We start from the raw sequence: 17,511 nt of genomic DNA, 5'->3' as shown, positions 1-17,511 counted from the left end.
CGGATAGGTCGCTCGCCCGATGGTCCGCCCAGCTGTCCTCCCGCGTCTGGGACAGGGATGCCGCCACCAATTAGAACTGATCCCGACACTGTTTTGGACATTTGGCGACATGACTCAGCGATTGGCACATACCAGTTTCTTGCGGCATCTGCTGGCCTATGCTGCGTCCGAAGTGGTTGCAAAGGCGTCGCGTCTTGTGGTCGTTGTCGTCGTGGCCCGCAACCTCAGCCCCGAGGCGATCGGTCTGGCTGCTGCTGCACTAGCGGCCGGGGATATCTTAAAGGCGCTGACCGAGAACGGCGTGGGGCAGAGGATTATCCTAGCCCCGCAGGCCGAGCTGCAACAGCGCTGCAACACCGCGCATCGTATTTTCTGGGTCTGGTGCGGGGCGCTGTTTGTGCTGCAACTGGCTATCGCTGCGTTTCTCTACGCGATGGGGCACGAGACGTTGGCGCTGCTTCTTGCCATTCTGGCCGGAGAGTACCTGTTCATGCCTGCCGGTCTGGTACAGGCCGCGCTTGCGATGCGTGAGGGCAAGCTGCAACAGACCGCCGCCATTGCCGGAGGGCAGGTGGTTGGAGCGAATGTCATGGCGGCGCTACTGGCGCTGCTCTGGGCCTCTCCGCTGGCCTTGGTGCTGCCCCGATTGCTGGCTGCTCCGATCTGGTTGGTCCTGATGCGCCGCCTGCGTCCCTGGACATCTGACACCAAACAAGGGTTTGCCGCCCTTCGCCCCTTTGTTGGCTTCGGTTGGGCCGTTCTGGGGGTCGAGATCGTCAAAGTTCTGCGCCTGCAGGCCGACAAGCTTGTCGTCGGCGCGATGCTGGGGGCTGAGAGCCTTGGCATCTACTTCATGGCGTTCAACGCTGGGCTCGGCTTGGCGACATCGTTCACGCAGGCCTTTTCAGTTGTTCTTTTCCCACATCTTTGCGCAGCCCCAAACAAAACCAAGGCGCTGCATCAAGGGCTCGGCACGTCCCTCCTGGTGCTGAGCCCGCTGGTTTTACTGCAAGCTGCGCTTGCGCCGGTCTTTGTGCCGCTGCTGCTGGGGGCCGAGTGGCAGCAGATTTCGCCGGTGGTCTCGATCTTGTGCCTTGCCGCATTGCCAAGCGTCATCTGGTCGGCCATGGCCGGTTGGCTGCGGTCCGAAAACCGCGCGATTACCGAGTTGCGGGTCAGCGCGGTCTTGGCTTTCGCACTGATCCTCAACACCGCGATCATGGCCCCATTCGGGCTTATGCCAGTGGCGATCGGATACCTGCTGACCAGTGCTGTCCTGATGCTAACGGCATCTTGGGTGCTGCTGCCTCGGGATCACAAAACAACAGAAAGGTTCGGCTTCCAATGACCCGCTTTACCATCATTGTGCCGTTTCACGCCGATGTGGATACAATTGCCGACACGCTGAGCAGCATTCGCGCACAAAGCTTCACAGAATGGGAGGCGATCTGCGTCGGCGACCGTCCCTCAAACGCGTGCCTGTCCGTCGTGCTGGATCACATCGCGCAAGACCAACGTATCCGGGTCGCGAGCAGCCCCTTGGATGGCCCAAGTGCCGCCCGCAACTATGGGGCCGAGCTGGCCAAAGGGGACATACTGGCGTTTTGTGATGCGGACGATCTGTGGCACAAGGATAAGCTGGCGCAGCTAGACGAAGCCTTCCAACCCGCCTCGACGGATGCGGTCTTTGGGCAGATCCGGTTCTTCGCCCATCAACCCGGAGATTCTCAGACATGCTCGACCGTTCCTAACGCACCCCTGGCCATTCCGGAGCTGTTGGCTGAGAACCCGGTCTGCACCATGTCCAATCTTTCGATCCGCCGTGAGGTCTTCAACGCCGTCGGCGGGTTGGACACGAGAACCGTGCATAACGAAGACTTGGAACTGCTGATCCGCCTCGCAGGCGAAGGGTTCACCATCAAAGGGGTCGATCAGTTTCAGGTCTGGTATCGCACCAGCGTCAGGGGCTTGTCGTCGGACTTGCACGCAATGCGCGCTGGGCGGGCCTACGCGGTCAAAACAGCCGCATCATATGGCGTGTTCCCGTCCCGATCGTCCGAGGCCGTCTACCTGCGCTATCTCGCACGCCGGGCGCTGCGGTTAGGGCATCAGGGTCAGGCGCTGTCTTACACACGCAAAGGCTTGAGCCTGCATACGCGCAGTTTCCTGCTGCCCCTACGCCGAGGTCTGCCCACCGCCGCAGGGGCCACGCTGGCCCCGATCCTACCGCAAGCAATCAAAAGCGCGTTGTTTTCTTAAGAATTCTGAAGGAGATCACCATGCCCACAGCATCCATCGTCGTACCCGCCTACAATGCCGCAGCAACCTTGGCCGAAACGCTCGCCTCACTGCAGGCGCAAACCTATGACGATTTCGAAATCATCATCGTTGACGATGGATCGCAGGACGCGACCTCCGAGATTGCTCGCGCGCACCAAGGCGACACACGCGTACGACTTGTCGGGCAAGCCAATCGTGGGCTGGCGGGGGCAAGAAATACTGGCATCGCTGCCGCGCGGGGGAAATTAGTCGGCTTTTGCGACGCCGACGATCTGTGGATGCCCGAGAAGCTGGCGGCTCATGTTCACCATCTCAAGGCCGAACCGGATGTGGGGGTTAGTTACTCCGGCAGTGCCTTGATCGACGAAGCGGGGTGCATGATGGGGATCAAACAAGCACCCCGCCTGAAGAATGTGACCGCAGCACATGTTCTGAACCGCAACCCGATCGGCAACGGATCGGCGGCCGTTATTCGAAAGACAGTGCTGGAGGCTTTGGCCTACCGCCCGAGCTTTGAAACCGAGCGGGATTGGGTCTTCGATGAGACCTTCCGGCAGTCAGAAGATATCGAATGCTGGATGCGGCTGATGTTGAAGACCGATTGGCAGATCGAAGGTGTTCCGGGGCTGCTGACCCACTACCGGATCAATGCAGGCGGGCTTTCGGCGGCTTTAGATCGCCAGTTAGAGGCGTGGGAGAGGATGGTCGCGAAGCTGCGCCCGCTGAACCCTGAATTCTTTGCCCAGCACGAACCCGCGTCCCGTGCTTATCAGCTGCGCTATCTGGCGCGGCGGGCTATCACCAACCTCGATCGGGACAAAGCTTGGGAGTTGTTTGCATGCAGCGTCCAGGAAAGCCTCCGCCCGGTGTTTGAGGAACCTATGAAAACGTTCAGCACTTTCGCCGCAGCCCTTGTGTTGAAAACGTTTGGACCCGGCCCGATCACCCGGCTTGGACAAATGAAATCCAAACTGCAATCGATCTGAGAGAGGCGTCATCATGGAACAGAAAAAGATACTCCACCTGGTGGACGACACGACAGCGGGCGGCGTGATGCGGATGCTCGACCATCTTTTGGTGCAATCAGATCTGTCCGAAACGGTCGATCAAAAGGTGTTGAAGGTCAAACGGACTGCATTTTCTTGGGGAAAACTGAATGCGGATGTCATCGTGTCCCACGTCGTACCAAGCTGGAGAAGCTTACCCGCGTTCTCGGCGCTTCGCGCAATGCATCTGGACACTCGACTGGTCCATGTCGAACACAGTTACACCCGGGCATTCACCACTCTGAATGTCCCGCACAAACGTCGGTTCTTTGCAATGCTGAGGGTGATCTATTCCTTCTTCGATCAGGTGGTCGCGGTCAGCCATTCGCAGTCGGGCTGGATGAAGGAAAGACGCCTGGCCGCCTCGGAAAAGCTGACCGTCATTCCTCCGACCGTTGATCTTGAGCAGTTGTCGCGCAACACAATGCCTCCCAAGTCAAAGACCACAATTGGTGCCATCGGGCGGCTCGAGCAGCAGAAAGGCTTCGACATCCTGATCCAAGGCTTTCGGTTAACCCGAACGCCGGGCGCGCGTTTGTTGATCTTTGGCGAAGGCAGTCAGCGTTTATACCTTGAGAAACTGGCAGAGGGTGACCCGCGCATAGAATTTCGGGGCCACGCCGAGGACCCTGCAGAGGCCTATCAAGCCATCGATATCGTTGCGATTCCGTCGCGTTGGGAGGCTTACGGACTTGTGCTGGACGAAGCGCTTGCCGCGAAGCGCAATGTGATCGCCAGTAAAGTCGATGGGTTACAAGACCGTGAAGGAGATACGAGAGTTTCATTCTGCAACCTTGACCCTTATGATTGGCGACTTGCGATCAATAATTTTCTGCTTTCCAACACTATTGAGAAAAGCAGCTGAATCAAAATTTGACACTGGATCTTTTGCGTTTTTGCCGAGCCATTCGCGGCAAAATCAATTGTGATTTCAAAGAAATTGCTTGAGGCTAGCTTTGCGTTTTGTGCGCGAACCTGCTTAGCGCAGTAAATCTTGGTGCCCTCTGTGGACTGCGAGCGGTTATTGCCTTGTGCCAAGTGGACGGCAGCTATGTCCGCAGAGCGGACATTCATGCAAGCTGTAGCGAATGGCTGTTTCGAGCCCACTTTGACCGATGCTGCGTGATGCCCTAGTTACAGCAACGCACAGGAAGCGGACTTTGCAAAGCGCGTTGGTCAACATATTTCAGCGGTTCACTCACAGACTAGTTTCAATTAGCGGCCCGCCGTTGCAAACATTTGTCGCAACTACAAAATCTGGTTGTTTGTGAGCTAAAGCATTGATCCCAAAAGGCCGATCCTGTTGGAAGGGTGAATTCCCTTAGTTCGAGTTCTCAGATAATACGTACTGATGGATATTGTCGTCACTACGACCATCGTTACTGCCCTTTTTGTTGTAATCGGCGTGGCGGAGCCACTGGCCGCTCGATTGCGTTTGCCCTTCAGCGTTATTCTCGCCATCCTGGGGATAGTGATCGGGCTTGGCGCGACATTCTTTCTCAACACAGACCTGACTGATGCGCTGAACCCGGGGGCGCAGGCAATAATTGATCTGCCGATCCGCTCCAACGTGTTCCTCTATGTTTTCCTGCCAACGTTGCTCTTCCAGGCGACGCTCGGCATGAATCTACGCAGGATGCTGGATGACTGGATGCCCATCCTGATGATGGCCGTTGTGGCGGTGATTGTGGCTACCCTCTCTATTGGGTATGCGCTCAGTTGGGTAAGTGCTTTACCGCTGGTCGCCTGCCTGTTGATTGGATCTATCGTTTCGACAACTGATCCCTCGGCAGTCGTCAGCATTTTTAGGTCTATCTCTGCACCACGCAGGTTGTCGCGAATAATCGAGGGTGAAAGCCTCCTGAACGATGCTGCCGCGATTGCTCTTTTCGGGCTATTCATGAGCTTTGTGATGCTCGGGAGACCTGATCCATCACTAAGTGAAGCCGTGGGGCAGTTTCCGCTGTTGATCGCCGGTGGAGCGCTAACTGGTTGGCTTATGGCTCGTATGGCGATTTGGATGATGGCTTTCGTAGACCGTTGGGACAAGGCGCAAATTTCAATTTCTGTCGCGCTACCGTACCTCGCCTATATCGTTGCGGAACAAAGCGTCGGGGCTTCGGGTGTTATCGCTGTGGTGGTTACAGGACTAACGCTCAACCTCACCGGCCCCGGTCGTTTGTCACCGATCGCATGGACAAATCTGCAAGAAGTATGGGATCTCCTGGCGCACTGGGCCGGAGCGCTGATCTTTATTCTTGCGGCATTGTTGATACCGAGGCTTTTGGAAGGGGTGCAGCCGTCTGACTTTGGCCTGCTGGCAGTGGTGGTTCTTGCCGCAACACTGGCGCGAGCGGCGGTACTGTTCGGCTTGTTGCCCTTGCTCACGACAATCGGTCTGTCGCCAGTTGTGGAACGCCCCTATCGCACCGCAATGCTTTGGGGTGGGCTGCGGGGCGCCGTGACTTTGGCATTGGCACTAGCAGTCACCGAAAGCACTCAAGTACCGCTCGAAACAAAGCGTCTGGTCGGCATTTTGGCCACTGGCTTTACGCTGTTTACACTGATTGTCCAAGGGACAACTTTGCGAACGGTGATCACAAAGCTAGGGCTCGACGAACTCACTCCGCTTGATACGGCATTGTCGCGCCAGGTGGTCGCGGTCGCCTTGCAATCGGTCCGCGAGGATGTATCCCGCACCGCAGAAAACTACGACCTGACCCACCAAATTGTAAGAAACGAAGCCAAACAGTTTAGCGAACGCCTCGACGAGGCTGTAAAGGCCGCCGAGGACAGCGCGGAGATCCTTGATCGCGACCGGATCACGCTTGGCCTTATTGCGTTGGCCGGTGCAGAGCGGGATTCAGTTTTGGCCCGAATGCGAGAGCGCAGCATGTCATCCGTTCTCAGCGAAAAAATTCTGTCAGACGCGGATCGGCTCATTGAAGGCGCAAGGACCGGTGGGCGGATAGGCTATCAGCGCGCATCCAATCGATCTGTCGTCTATGGCAAGTCTTTTCGGATCGCCGTTTTCCTGCACAACCGCCTACGAATCTCGTTTCCGCTCACTCGTATAACAGCGGACAGGTTCGAAAGACTGCTCATGCAACGCCTGATCCTTCGGGATCTCGATGGGTTTGTCCGTGGTCGCATACGCCGGATCCACGGTCGCCGGGTTGCGGAGCTGCTAGACGACCTGTTGGAGCGCCGATCCGAGGCGGTTGAGACAGCGCTTGAAGGATTGCGGCTCCAATATCCAGGCTACGCGGAAAAGCTGGAGCGGCGGTTCATCCGAAGGACGGCATTGCGATTGGAGGAGCGAGAATATGCAGTCATGCGCGAGGACGGCCTGGTAGGCGAAGAGCTCTATTCAGTGTTGATGCAGGAAGTGGCTGCACGACGAGCTTTATCGGAAGGGCGTCCGGTACTGGACATCGCCCTAAAGGGGCGGGATCTGGTCAGGCAGTTTCCACTATTCTCTGATCTCGACAAAGCTTCATTGCGAAAACTCAGTAGAGCGCTTCGTACCCGTTATGCCAACGCGGGTGACACGATCCTTTCCAAAGATGAATTGACCCGGAGTGTGTTTTTCATCGCTTCTGGAGCAGTCGAAGTAGAGTTCGGCCGACACACCACGCGGTTAGGTCGTGGCGAAATGTTTGGGCAATTGGCCATGCTAATGAAACGGCCCCGTCGCGTGAGCGTGCGAGTGTTGGCACCCTCTACATTGCTTGTGCTTGACGAAGCACGTTTTCGGAGATTGCTCCGGCGTAGTAAAGCCATGCGGAACTCTGTCAAGAAGAGCGCCAGCAAACGCATGATCGACCCTGCGGTGTTGGACCTGGATGAGCATGATGGTTTTTCTGATCAAGGATAGCTGAAATGAAAATTCATCAATTGGACCGGAACCACTACAACGGTCTTTCCATTCCGCGGAAGCGTGATGTACGCTTTGGGCTGACTGCGGTCTTTTGGAGTTATAATACGAATGGCAGCAAAGTCCGCACAGCAGACGCTCACGAGTACTTTGCAAATGACCGCATCGAGCCCAGAGCAGACTAAGTGATTTTTAGCCTTAACCTAATGTCACTCATCCCTGAGGTGTGTACCAAATTGGTGATGTGTAGGCCCGCTCCTGTATCGAGCGCGGTGCTTCGTCTGGGATCTCCGTTCCGAAAACCTTGGCATCATATGTTGTCCACCGCGGTGTCAGTATTGCCAACACTCTGACGTAATAGAACGCGCTTTGCGTCGGGTCGTAGTCCGGGTCTTCCCAATATCCGGCGAGAATTGCCTGGCCGATGTCGTTTGTCCAAGACGCGTTTTCTACATCCACCGTATTGCCAACCGGGCCGTCACACGCCGCGTTTACAAGTTCACGCCCGCCACAAGCAACGTCGTAAACACGTTCCGATGTTGTGCCGTCACTGTTCAGCGAGCCTTTGACAATCTGAATGCGGTCGAGGTTGGCTCCATCGGGGTCACGGAGCGCACGGATGAGAAAGCGCGGAGACCGACCGTCACTATCCGCTGGCAAATCCGCCCCCATCGGGACGCCATTTTCATATCCATACGCGGCAAAATCCGCGCGCGGTAGGTCTGCTTCATCAAATTCGTACCCCGCAAAAACGCGAACACGCATGCGCGGACCCGTGGTTGCATAGACTTCTTTCCGAGCAAACGCATCCCAAATGGCCTCGCGGGTGTTTTCCCTTGCCCAAACGGCCGCCAAACCCGACGCCGAAGTCTGCCATGCATATTGAGCGACACTCTCGTCACCTCCAATACCGCCGACGACCTCTTCAAATCGGATCGGGTCAGCAGTAGGTTCAACAGCTGCGACTTTCCCGAAGAAATTGTCCTCGCCAACCGTGGACAGCGATGTATGAGCATCGGTTGAGCCGATCACGCCAAACTTGAAAGGGTTTGTCCCAGTTTGCGCCTCGTATCCAAGTCCGCGGCGCAATGCGGCCCGTGCATACTCGCGCGGAAGCATCTCCGGTGTCTTGGGCTCTGGTCCAAGTTGTCCTTTGTCCCACGTTTCGAAGTCGGCAAATTCATCGTCTGGTGACAGCATGGGATGTGCTTCGCCGTCACCTTTCATTTGCGTGATTTCGTAGATCGGTTCCCACTTGGCTCGCTGTTTGAAATACTCAACATCGAACGGTTCACCGGACAAGCGCACTTCGTCGAACATCAACCCGTTGGACAAGTTGCCATTGTGCGGGATCGCAAGCAGCTTTTGGCCTGTTGTCTCTTCAGCTTGTTCCATCCATGCCCAAAGGTCTTCGGGGTCGAAGCTATCAAAGTTCGAGAACGGGATGATCTTGTCAGCGCCCTCTTTACCACCGTTAAATATGACATTCCTGTGCAGGTTGTTCCGCTGTGGGTTTGAGGTCCACTCGAACCCGATAAGCGCAGTAAACAAACCCGGTTGATTGTGTGCCTCAGCGGCGGAGGTAATGTTGCTCCACGCTGTTTGGTAAATCTCCTGATAATCCGCCAATGGGTCTGTGCCAGTGGACTTGGCTTGGCTCCAAATCGACCATGCGCCAACGGGATCACCGGCCTCGACAGCCGCGTTCAGTTGCCGGCCAAACTCCGTGGAGAGCAGCGTGGCATCTTTAGCTGCTAACAGCGGCGCGAGACCCAAGTTCTCAGCGTGATCGGCAACGACCAGAAAATCTAGTGGTCGGCGCAACCTAGCTTCGACGCCAGTGCTAGATGTCACCACCTCGCCTTTGGCGAAACGATACGCTGCATCAGGGTCAAGTATATTGCCGATCATACCAGCATCAGCGGAGTAAGAGGTATGCAAGTGAGTATCGCCGAAAAAGACCTGGTTTGGAAAGTCTTGTTGTGGGTAAGGGGAATACTCTCTGTCGCCAGGTTGAGCGTTTGGGACGTCCTCGGCCTGCGCACCAGCCGCAAGCGCGATAGTCAGAATAGATGCTAAACGGAACATTTCCTAACCTCTTATTTTATTCAGAGTTTACATCGTTCAATACAAGTAACTATTCCGCATAGTCTGAACTATGTTCGCCCAGCATAGCTGCCGCTAAAGAAAACTCTACTAACGATGGCTGCGAGCCCAAAGCACTGTTCACGCAATAACTAAAGCACACGACTGTACCGAAGTCTCAAATCAAAATGGTCTTCTAAGTTGGTTTGCTAGAGAACGTCGAGGTTCCATCAATTTTGGCAGTTCGACGACGCGCAATCTCCTGTCGAATTAAATCTATGTGCAAACGTGCATCATATGCTCCCTGGCGGTATGCGAGCGGCAGATTCAGATTTGTAAGGGCCGTATCTACTTCTTCGATATCTTTGGCGACCTCCTCTACTTCAGTTGAGGTCTGTGCCCTGCTGAGTTCTTCCTCAAGCGCAGCAATGCGCTGATAAAAACGCCAGACGCGGCGCTTTTGAAACCACACGTAACCGGCCGGGACGATCCGCAGAAACGGTACTACGAACAATAAAGGCAACAGCAATAACAATACGCTGCCAAACTGCGCTGCGATCCAATATGGCAAGACGCCGTGCAAAAAGTTTGGTCCAGAGTTTATGAGCTCTGTGGCAATTTTGTTTAATGGCACAGGCGGCGAAGCCGTGTTTGGATACTCGCGCGCACTTTGCAAAATATTAGGTTCGCCATGAATGTTCTTTGCTGCATTCACTAACCTATCGGTTACCGCAGGGTGCAGATCGTATGCGGCTATAAGTGAAGCTCGCAATGCTAAGATCTTAACATCCTCTGGTGGTCTCGGAGGGTCGAGTGTGATTGATCCTGCTGGTACAGTTACCGAATTCGCTCCTGAAAGTTTCAATGCAAGGGCGTCGACCAAAGCCATAGGGACGAAAATGATTTCTGGATCAAAGATTGCATCCATAAGGTAAGGTGCATCGAGTGGAGCGACAAACAACGCTGCATCCGCTTCGTTGGCATATAACGCCTTTATCGCATCATTGCCCCCAACATTGACGAGGTCTATGCCGACATTTTGCAACCCGGCGGCTTCAATTAGCGCTAAAGCGGCGGCGCGAGTACCGGACGCCTTGGTTCCTGCAGCTAAGCGAATGTCTCCCCATTCTCCTGCATTGGCCCCGACTGGACTCGACTTTCCGCGGAACACCACCATGGGTTCAAGAAAAATGGCGCCCAAAGACTGTAAGTTCTCGTCCTGAGGTATTTCCAGGCCACCCTGAACAAATGCGGCATCCACTTCGCCAGAAACAAGTTTCTGAATGTTCTCAACCGACCCCTCGGTTTCAACTAAAATTACCTGAATGCCGTCACGTGCAAGTTCTGCTTTGTAGAGTTGTCCAACTTGCCAATATCCGCCGCCGCTTATGCCAGCAGCCAGCTTAATACTGTTGGGCGGTTTCAAGCCAAAGATCAGAAAAACAAGCAACCCGATAAACACAATCGGAAAGAGAATGAAAAGAGCTAAGCGCATTTATTCTCACATTCATATGATCGGAACCGATAATTCGTTCTCATTTGATAGCAGTCTTTTTGCCAACGAGAAACCGATCACAGTGGGTAGCACTCGAAAGTTCGAGTTCTTAGGTTCAAGTATCCCCGAAGATTAAGTTGGTAGCGCAAAAAACCAAGAACGCTTGAACGAGGTTAAAATCAAAAACTGGCCGTCTAAGCAACGGTTTATCCTATCGTAAACCAGAGTTTTGTTTTGTCTTTTTTGTCGGCAATGCCCCGCATCTCGGAAATTGCAAAGTCTTGTTGCGAGTGTCCGGTTTGGGCTGTCTGTGGTCCTTCGGTGAAAGCGGGCCAATGGCGGCAAAGTCCGCAATGCAGACTGTCAGCTGAATCGAGCGAATGACCGCACCGAGCCCAAAGCGGTCAGTCAAAAAAGCAAGAATGACGGGCATTCTACTAAGTATTTGGTGAATACCAGATCGGCGACGTATATGCGCGCTCTTGTCCGATCAATGTCGCTTCTTCGGGAATGTCAGCGCCTAGACGCACTTTGTCGTAAACGACCCAGCGCGGCGTCGGGATTTCAATGACGCGAGCGTAGTAAAACGCGTGCTCGGACGAATCAAAATCTGGGTCTGTCCAGACCGTTCCTAGCTCTGAAGCGCCGATGGTGTTGATATAGTTTGCTGCTTCCAGATCGACCGTATTACCTACAGCCGGCAGTTTACCGTTAGCGTCCAGTTCACGTTCATCCGACCATGCCACATCATAGACTTTTTCGGACAAGTTCCCGTCGCTGTCCATCCAGCCTTTAATGATCTGGATGCGATCAAGATTGGCTCCGATGGGATCGCGCAATGCATAGACCATGAAGGTTGGCGCATCGGACGTTGCCGGGCGCAGATCACCACCCATAGGAACACCCTTTTCGTATCCAACAAAGGCTGGAGCGCGAGACCTCATGTCATCCTCGTCGAACTCCCATCCCCCAAAGAACCGCACGGCCATGCGCGGACCTGTTGTGGCATAAACCTCACGGCGCACCATGGCATCCCACAGACTGGTCCGCGTGTTCTCTTCGGCCCAGACACCTGTGTAGCCTGACGCCACCAATGACCAACCTGGGAAAACGCCATTTTCTGTTTCGGTGAACGGATGCGACGCGCGGGTCAACGATGGCTCGGCATTTGTCGCTTTACCAAAGTAATTGTCGCTGTCAGCGGTTGCCAGCGATGTATGGCTGTCCGTCGCCCCGGACAAGCCAAATTTGTATGGGTTTACGCCCGTGCGCGCCTCGATGGCGAACCCCTGCTTAAATGCCTCACGCGCATATTCGCCTGCAAGCATATCTGGCGTCTTAGCTTCAGTTAGATCGAGGTTGCCCGCATCCCATGTTTCGTAATTCGCAAACTCGTCATCGGGACTAAGTGCGGGGTGCGCCTCGCCGTCTCCCTTGATCTGGGTGATTTCGTAGAGCGGTTCCCATCTCATCCGCGCCATTGCATAGGCTTCGTCCACGGGTTCGCCATTGTAACGTGTTTCAGATGGGAACATGATGCCGTTTGACAGGTTTCCGTTGTGCGCGAGTGCAAAAGCTTGTCCACCCGTATCGGCCTCATAGGCCTGCAACCATTTGTACAAGTCCATCGGGTCTGTAGAGCCGATGGGCGTCTGCGTGGTCATAGGTTGGACTTGTTTGACCCTGTCTGCATTGTCACGAAAAATGATATTGCGGTGCATGTTGTTGCCCCGGATCAGCGATGTCCACTCAAAGCCGTGGAAAGCCGTGAAGTCTCCCGGATCGTTGAACGATTCCACAGTAGCGATCATGTCTTCCCAGACAGAGGCATAGATGGGCGATCCGGGAGAATAATCTGCGATCAAGTCCGGATCCATGTTCCCTTGAGAGAACGTAGTGATCAGGTCCAGAGCTGCTGCAGCAGACGCCTCACCGCCTTCTTGCAGACCTTTTGCCCAGCGGGAGCCCTGTTCTGATTCCATAATGTTGGGAGAACCTTTAGCCAGATCGGTGATCATGCCCATTCCATCCGAGTGTTCCGTTGTCACGATCCAGTCTAGCGGTCGCGCCAGCCTAACAGGCTGCCCTGTGGCCGAGACGACCTCTTCGCCGCGCGCAAACCGAAGCATTGTGTCAAGATCGGTCGTGTTCCCGAAAAGACCTGCATCCATTGAAAGACCGGTGTGAATATGAGTGTCGCCCCAAAATACGCGCGATGGAAAGCTGCGTTGAGCATTGGGTGAATAGGCTTTGCCGGGGTAAAGGTCTTGAAGGGACTGTTCAGAGGGTAAGAACTGCGCGTTGGCTGCGCTCGAAACTACAAATATGGAAGAGAACAAAGCGGAATTTAGGAACCTGAGCATAGTAAACCTCCCAAGACTTGCTGAAATCAAAACGCGTTTCTTCACGAAAGCCGCACATTCAGACCTGATGATAATACGTCATTATTACCATGTCTTCGAAATTCCGCGTTGTCCGCAACCCGGTCATAGCCGTGTTTTCTGCAAGTGTCTGCTCTGGGTCAAAAGCAGCCGTTGACGCTGTGACCTGTTTATAGGTCCAGAGCCAAGAACGATCCGTTCGCCCTATTTCTGAGGACCCCTACAGGAAGTCCGGTCTTCCCAACCCAATGCATCCAGAGCGTCAGGCAACCCGCCTGACCACCAACCCGTTTCCAAGGGTGGTCGCCAGTAGATCAATCGATCTGACGGGATGCGCATCAATCGATGAAAAGGAAATCAACTATGACAGACTTGAATAATGCGCTCGGCTGGAGCGATCCGATCCCTTGGGGTCAGGACCGCCCCGCCGACGCCATACCCAACGACATCAAACCCGGTATGTGGGTGCGGTCGGACATGATCGTGCGGCCAAATATGACCCACTGGCTGACCAAGCCCGGAAACCCATATCCACCGCCGTATGTAAGTGACTTCATGTGGGAGGTGATCGACGGCGAGAGCTTCAAGCTAGAAGTAGCCGAGCCTTACGCCACCCACCGGGTCGCCTCGTACTACCGCATCTGGGCCGGTGAACTTCCCAGCGAAACCGAGAACAAGACTGAAGCACCGAGTGATGAAGAAGAGTTGCTTCCGAGATTGCTTGAGAATTACGCCGAAAAGGAGAAAGCAAATGCATCTGCCTGATAGCGAACGTGAGATCATCGACCCGGCGCAGGCTGAACATGATGCCGTGATTACAGCCTTTGTCGAACAGAACCCAACGGACTTGCAGCGCAGGCGCGACGACCTTGCTGCCATCCAGCAAAGCCACCGATGGCTCATGTTTACAACAAGGCTTGTCACGCGGTCGGAAGTGGCGCAGAGATCGATGACGATCCGAGGCTGGTGTCTGATCGACAATGGCGGGTGACGTTGAAGCTGGCTGCAACCTTCATCCAGCGCAACGGACAGATGTCACCGGCGCAGGTTCGACATGAATGGGCGCTCTTGATGGCGGAGCAGGACGGGATGCACTACTCGCCGCCTGAACTGTTGATCGTCTACGAGGACCTGCCCGTTGCCAAGCAACTGGAAGAGCAGGCCGTTGTGCAGGCGATGAGAGCCGCGATGTCGCCTCCCCAGATAGTTGAGGATCACACCCGACTATCGGACGCTCAACTGTTGTATCGGGTCCACAGCGCTGACGACCAGATTGCTGCCGTGGAATTGGCACGACGACGTGTGCTTAGGCAAATCGGCCAAATGGGCGTGAATTGATTACTTGGTGTGGGATTGTAGAAATCCATCAAAAACTCACACACGGTAAGTATTTGATTTTATTGGTCGGAGTGAGAGGATTCGAACCTCCGACCCCTGCCTCCCGAAGACAGTGCTCTACCAGGCTGAGCTACACTCCGACCGTGGCGGGTGATCTATACCCGGCGGTTCCGATGCGCAAGAGGATTTTGGGGCTTGGACGTGGGAAATCGTTGGCGGAACAGGGCACGGCAATTTGATAATCGGAGTCAGCCGAGTGGATCCGTTTTGTACAGGCGAATTTTTGTGCCGCCATGGTCGACCACCGGGCCTGGCGCCAATAGTGGAAGACGGGTTGACCTAGCCAAGGAAGCGGAACTGGTCACTATTCCAACCCGCCACCCCTGAAATCGGCTCATCAGGGCTTTGCCCATTGCACCATAGACCGAGCGCAGCCGCTTTTCGTCTCCGATCCGTGCACCATAAGGCGGGTTCACAATTACCAGCCCCTTTGGGCCTTCCGGCGGTTTCATGTCACTAACCGACTTCAAATGAAACTGTGTCGCTTGGCTCACCTGCGCTCGCTTGGCGTTTGCTGTGGCAGCTTCAATCGCACCTGCATTTCTGTCCGAGCCGCAGAAGGTTAGCCCAGTTTCCTTGCTGGTGATGCAGTCTCTCATTGATTTCCAATGGTCGCGATCAAAACTGGCAAGGTCTTCAAAAGCAAAACTGCGCGACCGGCCGGGCAGCAAGCCCAGGGCGATTTCGGCGGCCTCGATCACAAACGTGCCTGACCCGCACATCGGATCAAGGACAGGTTCGTTACCGGTGTAGCCGCAGTCGTGCAGAAACATGGCGGCCATTGTTTCCCGCATCGGCGCTTTGGCTATCGCTTCCTTATGCCCGCGCTTGTGCAAAAGCTCGCCTGAGCTGTCGATCGACAATGTGCACATGTCTTTTTCGATTCGCAGAAGGACCCTTAGGCTGGCTTCAGATGAGATCGGAGCCCCCAATGTCTCGGATATCGCGCGTTCGATCCTTTGTCGGGCGGCTCCGGCATGGTAAATCCGGGATTTGCGGCTTGTTGCCTCGACCTTGATCGGAACGTCCGGGCGCAGGAACTCTTTCCACGGAAATTTGCGGGCCCGTTTGTCCAGCTGAGCCAGATGCACCGCCGGGAAGTTCCCCAACCGCACAAGAACCTTGTTCGCACCCCTCAAGGTCAGGTTGGCCCGCCAGACTTCGGACCAAGATCCTCGGCACGTTACGCCGCCTCGAACCTCTTTCGCCTGGGCGAATCCGTTCGACTGCGCCTCGGCGCATAAGGGACCTTCGAGGCCCGGTGTCGCAATCAGAAAGATGTCGAGGTCTGCGTTTTGTTCCATTTTGGTTGCTTACACCGGAACCTTCGCGGGTGCGACACGCTTTTTTTGGCGCCCGAAATGTGTCACTTTGCCGAGTAAATAGCGGGAAAGTGCGGTTTCAAGATAACTTTTGGCGGTAACAGGTTTGCGTTTAGAAGCGTCCCCGCGTAAAGGGTCCGTGATCGGAATTATGCCTGCGGAATTTGGACCCATTTTGTCGCTTTCGCGACAAGTGGTATGAATTTCCGCGTTATTGCATGGCCCCAACTGGCGTCAGCAATGCAGGCGCAGCAATGAAGGCTTGGAAGAACGTAGCGACATGCAAACTTTCAAACTTAAAAAAGGGTTGGATCTGCCGGTTGAAGGCGCTCCTGACCAGACCATCCATCCGGGGCCGGACTACAAGACCGTCGGCGTTTTGGGTGGAGATTATATCGGCCTGAAGCCCAAGATGTTGGTGCAAGAGGGTGAGGAGGTTCAACGGGGTGCACCGTTGTTCTGCCACAAGGACGCACCAGAGGCGATGATGGTTGCGCCGGTAAGCGGTAAGGTGGTTGCCATCAACCGAGGTGCCCGCCGTGTCCTGCAAAGCGTTGTGATCGAAGTGTCGGATGCAAATGACAACGGCGTCGATTTTTCGAACGTTGGCGATGCAAACAGCGCAGAAGGTGTGACCGCCAAACTGTGTGCAGCCGGCCTGTGGACCGCGTTTCGCACCCGGCCCTATTCGAAGATGCCGCAGCCGGGCAGCGCGCCGACGGCAATCTTTGTAACTGCCATGGACAGTGATCCGCTGGCCCCAGATGCCGCGTCGATCATCGCTGAAGCGCCCGAGGCGTTCAACTCGGGTCTGGCAGCGATCACCAAACTGACCGAAGGAAAAACCTTTCTGTGCCAGAAGGACGGCGATGCGATCCCCGGAGCAGATGTTCCCGGCGTAGAATCGGCGGCGTTTTCTGGTCCGCACCCGTCTGGTCTGGCGGGTACCCATATCCATTTTCTCGAGCCTCTGGTTGGTGAAAAGCAGGTCTGGACCATCAGCTATCAGGATGTCATTGCAATCGGCCGCCTAATGCAAACCGGTCATCTGGATCCCAATATTGTGATTGCTTTGACCGGACCCGGGGCGCGTCAGCCGCGTCTGGTACGCACCGTTATGGGTGCATCCACGGATGACCTGACCCGTGATGAGGTGAACGTGGACGGCACGCCGCGTATCATCTCGGGTTCAATCCTGTCTGGTCAGCAAGCGGATGGACCGACAGCCTATCTGGGTCGATTTGCGCGCCAGATCAGCATCATACGTGAAGATCACGATCAAATTCCGATGGGCTGGATTCGTCCAATGCCATCGAAGTTTTCTGTTCAGCCCGTTTTGGGTTCTGCGTTTGCCAAGAAGCTGTACGCTTTTACATCCAACCTGAATGGTGGACGTCGCGCGATGGTGCCAACCGGTGTGTTCGAGGAACTGATGCCGCAGGATTACCTGCCCACACAGTTACTGCGCGCTTTGTTGGTGATGGATACCGACACCGCCCAAGCCTTGGGCGCATTGGAGCTGGATGAAGAGGACCTAGGCCTTGTGGGCTTTGCCTGTCCAGCGAAATATGAATACGGGCTGGCGCTGCGCGACTGCCTGAGCAAGATTGAAAAGGAGGGCTGATCC

13 protein-coding genes and 1 tRNA gene are annotated in these 17,511 nt (G+C 55.2%); 9 read left to right on the top strand and 5 right to left on the bottom strand.

The window, feature by feature from the left end; genetic code table 11:
• The first annotated feature begins 109 nt into the window (after nt 1-109).
• The 5 genes from GS646_RS20315 to GS646_RS20295 all read left to right on the top strand — a co-directional run bounded on the left by GS646_RS20315 (nt 110) and on the right by GS646_RS20295 (nt 7,203).
• Nucleotides 110-1,348, top strand: coding sequence for an oligosaccharide flippase family protein (locus GS646_RS20315; RefSeq protein ID WP_171647145.1), 1,239 nt, complete (start codon nt 110-112; stop codon nt 1,346-1,348).
• A complete protein-coding gene (locus GS646_RS20310) occupies nt 1,345-2,259 on the top strand; it encodes a glycosyltransferase family A protein (protein WP_171647147.1) in 915 nt (304 codons plus the stop codon). The genes GS646_RS20315 and GS646_RS20310 overlap by 4 nt, the downstream gene beginning before the upstream one ends.
• Before the next feature lie 20 nt (nt 2,260-2,279).
• Nucleotides 2,280-3,266, top strand: coding sequence for a glycosyltransferase family 2 protein (locus GS646_RS20305; protein WP_171185323.1), 987 nt, complete (start codon nt 2,280-2,282; stop codon nt 3,264-3,266).
• Nucleotides 3,267-3,279: 13 nt separating this feature from the next.
• Nucleotides 3,280-4,191 carry a glycosyltransferase family 4 protein gene (locus GS646_RS20300; RefSeq protein ID WP_171185325.1) on the top strand — a complete coding sequence of 304 codons (912 nt, stop codon included), beginning with the start codon at nt 3,280-3,282 and terminating at the stop codon, nt 4,189-4,191.
• A 486-nt stretch (nt 4,192-4,677) separates the two neighbouring features.
• Nucleotides 4,678-7,203: a cation:proton antiporter gene (locus tag GS646_RS20295; RefSeq protein ID WP_171185327.1), complete on the top strand. Its 2,526-nt coding sequence runs from the start codon at nt 4,678-4,680 to the stop codon at nt 7,201-7,203.
• Nucleotides 7,204-7,416: 213 nt separating this feature from the next.
• On the opposite strand, the gene GS646_RS20290 is transcribed toward GS646_RS20295, so the two are convergent.
• The 3 genes from GS646_RS20290 to GS646_RS20280 form a co-directional block, all read right to left on the bottom strand.
• Entirely contained in the window at nt 7,417-9,291 is a 1,875-nt protein-coding gene (locus GS646_RS20290) for a DUF3604 domain-containing protein (RefSeq protein ID WP_171647149.1), read from the bottom strand.
• A gap of 193 nt (nt 9,292-9,484) precedes the next feature.
• Nucleotides 9,485-10,783 (bottom strand): TAXI family TRAP transporter solute-binding subunit, encoded by a 1,299-nt coding sequence (locus GS646_RS20285; RefSeq protein WP_171647151.1) that lies wholly within the window; start codon nt 10,781-10,783, stop codon nt 9,485-9,487.
• Nucleotides 10,784-11,220: 437 nt separating this feature from the next.
• Entirely contained in the window at nt 11,221-13,146 is a 1,926-nt protein-coding gene (locus GS646_RS20280) for a DUF3604 domain-containing protein (RefSeq protein WP_171185332.1), read from the bottom strand.
• A 381-nt stretch (nt 13,147-13,527) separates the two neighbouring features.
• Between GS646_RS20280 and GS646_RS20275 the strand changes: the two genes are divergently transcribed.
• From GS646_RS20275 to GS646_RS20265, 3 genes are read left to right on the top strand one after another with little or no spacing between them, the layout of a single operon-like run.
• Nucleotides 13,528-13,929 carry a hypothetical protein gene (locus tag GS646_RS20275; RefSeq protein ID WP_171185335.1) on the top strand — a complete coding sequence of 134 codons (402 nt, stop codon included), beginning with the start codon at nt 13,528-13,530 and terminating at the stop codon, nt 13,927-13,929.
• On the top strand, nt 13,916-14,155 hold the full coding sequence (locus GS646_RS20270; RefSeq protein ID WP_171185337.1) for a hypothetical protein: 240 nt from the start codon (nt 13,916-13,918) through the stop codon (nt 14,153-14,155). The genes GS646_RS20275 and GS646_RS20270 overlap by 14 nt, the downstream gene beginning before the upstream one ends.
• Nucleotides 14,131-14,502 carry a hypothetical protein gene (locus tag GS646_RS20265; protein WP_171185339.1) on the top strand — a complete coding sequence of 124 codons (372 nt, stop codon included), beginning with the start codon at nt 14,131-14,133 and terminating at the stop codon, nt 14,500-14,502. The genes GS646_RS20270 and GS646_RS20265 overlap by 25 nt, the downstream gene beginning before the upstream one ends.
• 63 nt (nt 14,503-14,565) lie before the next feature.
• Here GS646_RS20265 and GS646_RS20260 read toward each other — a convergent pair.
• Nucleotides 14,566-14,642: transfer RNA gene (locus GS646_RS20260), tRNA-Pro, on the bottom strand.
• A gap of 108 nt (nt 14,643-14,750) precedes the next feature.
• Nucleotides 14,751-15,866, bottom strand: a complete 1,116-nt coding sequence (locus tag GS646_RS20255; protein ID WP_171185340.1) for a class I SAM-dependent RNA methyltransferase — start codon at nt 15,864-15,866, stop codon at nt 14,751-14,753.
• Nucleotides 15,867-16,164: 298 nt separating this feature from the next.
• Here GS646_RS20255 and GS646_RS20250 point away from each other — a divergent pair, with 298 nt between their 5' ends.
• The gene (locus GS646_RS20250) at nt 16,165-17,508 is read left to right on the top strand and encodes a Na(+)-translocating NADH-quinone reductase subunit A (protein ID WP_171647155.1); all 1,344 of its coding nucleotides are present in this window, start codon (nt 16,165-16,167) and stop codon (nt 17,506-17,508) included.
• Nucleotides 17,509-17,511: the final 3 nt, after the last annotated feature.

Source organism: Ruegeria sp. HKCCD4315 (genome assembly GCF_013112245.1).
Taxonomy (GTDB): domain Bacteria; phylum Pseudomonadota; class Alphaproteobacteria; order Rhodobacterales; family Rhodobacteraceae; genus Ruegeria.
This window is presented reverse-complemented; position numbering and strand designations above follow the sequence as displayed.

Coding starts and splice junctions, on each gene's coding strand:
- GS646_RS20295 (WP_171185327.1), top strand. CDS start 4,678: ATGGATATTGTCGTCACTACGACCATCGTTACTGCCCTTTTTGTTGTA.
- GS646_RS20300 (WP_171185325.1), top strand. CDS start 3,280: ATGGAACAGAAAAAGATACTCCACCTGGTGGACGACACGACAGCGGGC.
- GS646_RS20305 (WP_171185323.1), top strand. CDS start 2,280: ATGCCCACAGCATCCATCGTCGTACCCGCCTACAATGCCGCAGCAACC.
- GS646_RS20285 (WP_171647151.1), bottom strand. CDS start 10,783: ATGCGCTTAGCTCTTTTCATTCTCTTTCCGATTGTGTTTATCGGGTTG.
- GS646_RS20310 (WP_171647147.1), top strand. CDS start 1,345: ATGACCCGCTTTACCATCATTGTGCCGTTTCACGCCGATGTGGATACA.
- GS646_RS20290 (WP_171647149.1), bottom strand. CDS start 9,291: ATGTTCCGTTTAGCATCTATTCTGACTATCGCGCTTGCGGCTGGTGCG.
- GS646_RS20275 (WP_171185335.1), top strand. CDS start 13,528: ATGACAGACTTGAATAATGCGCTCGGCTGGAGCGATCCGATCCCTTGG.
- GS646_RS20250 (WP_171647155.1), top strand. CDS start 16,165: ATGCAAACTTTCAAACTTAAAAAAGGGTTGGATCTGCCGGTTGAAGGC.
- GS646_RS20255 (WP_171185340.1), bottom strand. CDS start 15,866: ATGGAACAAAACGCAGACCTCGACATCTTTCTGATTGCGACACCGGGC.
- GS646_RS20280 (WP_171185332.1), bottom strand. CDS start 13,146: ATGCTCAGGTTCCTAAATTCCGCTTTGTTCTCTTCCATATTTGTAGTT.
- GS646_RS20315 (WP_171647145.1), top strand. CDS start 110: ATGACTCAGCGATTGGCACATACCAGTTTCTTGCGGCATCTGCTGGCC.
- GS646_RS20270 (WP_171185337.1), top strand. CDS start 13,916: ATGCATCTGCCTGATAGCGAACGTGAGATCATCGACCCGGCGCAGGCT.